Below are 4,747 nucleotides of genomic sequence, written 5' to 3' on the forward strand. Positions count from 1 at the left end.
CTGGTCGGCAAATAGGTCGGTCTTAATGGCGCTGCGTCGTTTCATTGGAAGCAAAAGAGATGGTGGTCAGATGAATCGAATTTTACCGGATGCTGTGGGGAATGGATGGGGTTTTTCGAGGTGCCCACAAGAGAAAGCGGACAAGCAATAACCATCGGTATTGGGACTTTCATTTGGCTCTGCTGAGCTCCTATGTAAGCCCGTTGTTTCCTTCAAGATAGGCATTTGAATTGGTATTGTGAAAATATGAAACTACATTCAAGCGTCGACCGCCAATTCATGCAGCAGGCTCTGAATGAGGCTCGTCTTGCCGCTGCGGATGGCGAGGTGCCGGTCGGGGCGGTGGTGGTTCGCCAAGGCGAGGTGATCGCCACGGGCCGCAATGCGCCGATCCGCCTGAATGACCCTTCGGCGCATGCCGAGATGCTGGCGTTGCGTGCGGCAGGCACGGCGTTGGGCAATTACCGGCTGGATGATTGCACGCTGTATGTGACGTTGGAGCCGTGCCCCATGTGCATGGCGGCCATCAGCCATGCGCGGATTGCGCGAGTGGTTTTTGCCGCCCCCGATCCGCGTGCGGGGGCTTGCGGCGGGGCGATTGATCTTAATCGCGCGCCCTGGCATCACCATCCGGTAATCGTTGATACGGGGCCTTGCGAGCAGGAAGCGGCGGCGCTCTTGCAAGCGTTCTTTCAGATGAGGCGGGCGCCGTGAGCCTTCGGGGCCGTATTACTTATTTGAAGAAATACTCACCGCAGGTCGGGCGCGATAAAAAGCCGTTGGGCGATGCACTCAAGCCATACGCGCCGGATTGCAGGACGCCGATCAAATCACCGACGGCCAGTTCCGGCAGTTCCTGATTCTGACCAAGCACATCCAGCGGGGTGCACAAGGGGCCGGCGAGATCAAATGGATGAGTGCAGGGCGCATTGAGTTGATCGATAGACACAATCGGCCAGTTGCGGCGCAAAATCTGACCCAGATTGCCCGAAAGGGCGAGGTGGTGGTGCATGCCACCGTCGCAGAGCAGATAGGTTTTACCGCGGGATGTTTTTTTATCGACGATGCGCGTCAGGTAGATGCCCGCGCTGGCCACCAGATAGCGTCCCAGTTCCAGATTCAGCAGCACGCCGGGCCATAGTTCTTGCGCGGTGGCGCTGATCTTGTGCAGTACCGGTTGCAGCGTAGCCAAATCCAGCGGCGCGTCCTGCGGATGGTAAACCACACCGAATCCGCCGCCGAGATTCAGATGCCGTGGCGTGAAGTTGCAGCCCTGACTCAATTCGATAATCAAATCCAGCGCTGCACGCAAACCCGCGCCAAGTGCCGTCGCATCGCGGTTTTGCGATCCGGTGTAGAGATGAAAGCCCGCGAGATCAATCCATTCTGACGTGTTCACCTGCCAGTGGCGAATCAGGGCGGGAATGTCTTCGCTGTCGATGCCGAATGGCCGCGCGCCGCCACCCATTTTCATACCCGAACCTTTAACCTCAAACGGCGGATTGATCCGCAAGGCCACGCGGGCGCGTTTCCCCTTCTCGGCGGCTAAACCCCAAATTCGTGTCAATTCGTTGGCCGATTCGACATTGATCAGGATGCCGTAACTGATGGCGAAGATCAGTTCATCGTCGGATTTCGCCGGCCCGGCGATACTGGCCTGTGCCGACTTATCCGGCGCGATGGCGACAACCTGCTGCATCTCGGCCAGCGAGGCGCAATCGAAGCCATCTACCTGCCGCGACAGATGCTGGATGATTTCCGGATGCGGGTTCGCTTTGATCGCGTAATGCAGGTGAAGATCCGCGGGCAATACGGCGCGAACGGCCTGAACCTGCCGGTCGATGGCGGCCAGATGATAGACATAGGCCGGTGTCGATTGACCGCTGCGCTTGAGCCACTCCGTCAGCGGTTCCGTGCCGTGTATCAGTCGTCCGTTTGCCTGCGGCCAAGCACCTGCGGCTGGGCCAAGACAGTGTTGGAGCACATCGAGTCCGGTAGTCGACTTTGCTGCTTGATTTTTCATGGCGCCAGTTTGCCTGAATTCCGACCCGGCGCTGGTGTTTCAAAGCGTGTAGCGAGTCGATCCAGAAACAGGGTACGGCTTGCCTGTCGATCCAGTTTGCCGTTGTTTGAGCGGGGCAGGGCATGGACGGCCACAATGGCCGCGGGCATCTGGAAGGGGGCGAGCCTCGTCTTGAGCCAGCGATCAAGCGCTTCGGTATCAATAGTTTGCGGCGCCACGACAAGCCCGATGCGGGTGTTATCGTCATCGGTCTGATACCCGAACGCCAGCGCTTCGGTAACGCCCTCGAACTGCAAGGCAACACTTTCGACTTCTTCCGGACTGACGCGCATGCCCTGCGACTTGATCTGCTCGTCCATGCGGCCCAGAAAATACAAACGCCCTTGTGCATCGCGCCGGATGCAGTCGCCTGAATAAACGACCCGCTCATCGCCCGCATGCGGCCAACCGGCTGGCGGTTCACGAAAGCGCAGGGCCGTGGCTTCGGGATCATTGAAGTAACCGGCAGTGACCAGTGGGCCGCCTTGTACCAGTTCGCCTTCACCCGCCTCGTGCGCCGGGAGCAAGCGCCCGGTGGCATCCACCAGTTCCAGATGACTGCCAGCAAACGCACGCCCGATGGAATCCGGGTGCGCATCTACGTCATCCGGCGGCAGGAAGCTGGCGCGAAAGGCTTCCGTTAAGCCATACATCAGGAAAATCTGCGTCTGGGGGCGGGCCGATCGCAAGGCGCGCACGGTGGACACGGGCAGTTTGCCGCCGGAGTTGGTGATCAGGCGCAGGGCCGGGGCCTCGGTAAGCCATGCTTGACGCGCCAGCGGAATCAGCAGGCCCGGCGTGCCTGCCAATACGGTGATGCCGCCTTCGAGCAAGGGTTTTTTCAGATCGTTCGGCAGCAGGTAGTCCCGCAGCGTGACGCCCGCGCCGACGGTCAGTGCGGTCGTCAGTTGCGAGAGGCCATAATCGAATGAAAGTGGCAAAACGGCGACTATCTCATCGTTCGCGTTCAAATCGAGATACCGGCTTACCGCGCTCGCCCCGCAATTCAGATTGGCGCGGGTCACCATCACGCCCTTGGGTAAACCCGTGCTGCCGGAGGTGTACAGCAAGGCCGCGAGATGATCGGGATCGCCATTCGACAGGGACGGCGGACGGGCGCTTGCCTCTGCTTCGGGTAAATCGTGCGGGATTCGATCCGGATGTGGCGAAAACCTCAGTTGGCCCGTGAAGGGTTCAGAAAAACCCAAGGCCGCTGCATGCGGTGCATCCACCAACAGCCCAAGAGCCTGTGCGCGATTGAAGACGTCCCGTACTTGCGGTGCGCGCAGGGCAGGATGAAGGGGCACGAAGACGATATCCGCAGCCAGTGCCGCCAACAGCGCCACCACGGTTTCCAGCCGTTTGTTCGCCCACACGACCAGGCGCGCCTGTGGCTTGATGCCCACTTGGCGCAACGCCGCCGCCATTGCCAGCACGCGACGGGAGAGTTCGGCGTAATTGAGTTCACGGTCGCCCTCCCGCAATGCCATGCGCTGCGGTCGATGTTCAGCGTGGTGCATCAGGCGGGCAATCAGGTCTGGCGGCATGGTGCGTGTGTTCTCGGTCGGATGGGTATGCGGATGCGTATAATAGGTGCAGCTTTATTTTAACAAGGCGCGCGCTGCCGCATCGGTTTGATTCGCGCCCCAAGAATGAGATGACACACATGTCCGGCAATACGTTTGGAAAACTGTTCACGGTAACCACCTTCGGCGAATCGCATGGTCTTGCGCTGGGCGCGATTGTGGATGGGTGCCCGCCGGGCATCGAAATCAGCGAAGCGGATTTGCAAATCGACCTTGATCGGCGCAAACCCGGCACATCGCGCCACACCACGCAACGGCGGGAAGCGGATGAGGTCAAGATTCTATCGGGCGTGTTCGAAGGCAAAACCACCGGCACACCGATCGGCTTGGTCATCGAAAACACCGATCAACGCTCGAAAGATTACGGCAAGATCGCCGATCAATTCCGCCCCGGCCACGCCGATTACACCTACCTGCAAAAATACGGCATCCGCGATTATCGGGGCGGCGGCCGTTCCTCCGCACGGGAAACCGCCATGCGCGTGGCGGCGGGTGCCATTGCGCGCAAAGTGTTGCGAGAATCGTTCGGTGTACAAATTCAGGGGTATCTGTCGCAGATCGGCCCGATCAAGGCGGAGGGTTTTGATGCTTCCGTGATCGAAACCAACCCGTTTTTCTGGCCCCATGCACCGCAAATCCCCGCACTGGAAGCCTTTATGGATGATTTGCGCAAATCCGGCGATTCAGTCGGTGCCAAAGTTACTGTGGTGGCTAAAGGCTGCCCACCCGGTTGGGGCGAGCCGGTGTTCGATCGGCTCGATGCCGAACTGGCCCATGCCTTGATGAGCATCAATGCGGTCAAAGGCGTGGAAATCGGCTCGGGCTTTGATTGCGTGGTCGCGCGGGGAACCGAGTTCCGCGATGAAATCACCCCCGATGGTTTTTTGAGCAACCACGCAGGCGGCATTCTCGGCGGCATTTCCAGCGGGCAGGACATCGTGGCCCACATCGCGCTCAAGCCGACATCCAGCATCCGTTTGCCCGGCCAGAGCGTGGATGTTACCGGCGCGGCGGCAGAAGTGATTACCACAGGTCGCCACGATCCCTGCGTCGGCATTCGCGCCACACCGATTGCCGAGGCCATGATGGCACTTACTCT

Annotated in this window: 4 protein-coding genes; 2 read left to right on the plus strand and 2 right to left on the minus strand. The window is 59.8% G+C overall.

The genetic code is table 11. The features are described 5' to 3' along the window. The first annotated feature begins 246 nt into the window (after positions 1-246). Positions 247-714 (plus strand): tRNA adenosine(34) deaminase TadA, encoded by a 468-nt coding sequence (tadA, locus tag PHD44_RS12250; RefSeq protein WP_300192132.1) that lies wholly within the window; start codon positions 247-249, stop codon positions 712-714. Positions 715-733: 19 nt separating this feature from the next. Here tadA and PHD44_RS12255 read toward each other — a convergent pair whose 3' ends face one another. Continuing rightward, on the minus strand, positions 734-2,023 hold the full coding sequence (locus PHD44_RS12255) for an alanine racemase (RefSeq protein ID WP_300192134.1): 1,290 nt from the start codon (positions 2,021-2,023) through the stop codon (positions 734-736). Then, entirely contained in the window at positions 2,020-3,609 is a 1,590-nt protein-coding gene (locus tag PHD44_RS12260) for an AMP-binding protein (RefSeq protein WP_300192136.1), read from the minus strand. The genes PHD44_RS12255 and PHD44_RS12260 overlap by 4 nt, the downstream gene beginning before the upstream one ends. 119 nt (positions 3,610-3,728) lie before the next feature. Here PHD44_RS12260 and aroC point away from each other — a divergent pair. After that, on the plus strand, positions 3,729-4,747 hold a 1,019-nt coding region (aroC, locus tag PHD44_RS12265; protein ID WP_300192138.1), incomplete at its 3' end, for a chorismate synthase.

This window comes from Halothiobacillus sp., from assembly GCF_028710545.1.
Taxonomy (GTDB): domain Bacteria; phylum Pseudomonadota; class Gammaproteobacteria; order Halothiobacillales; family Halothiobacillaceae; genus Halothiobacillus.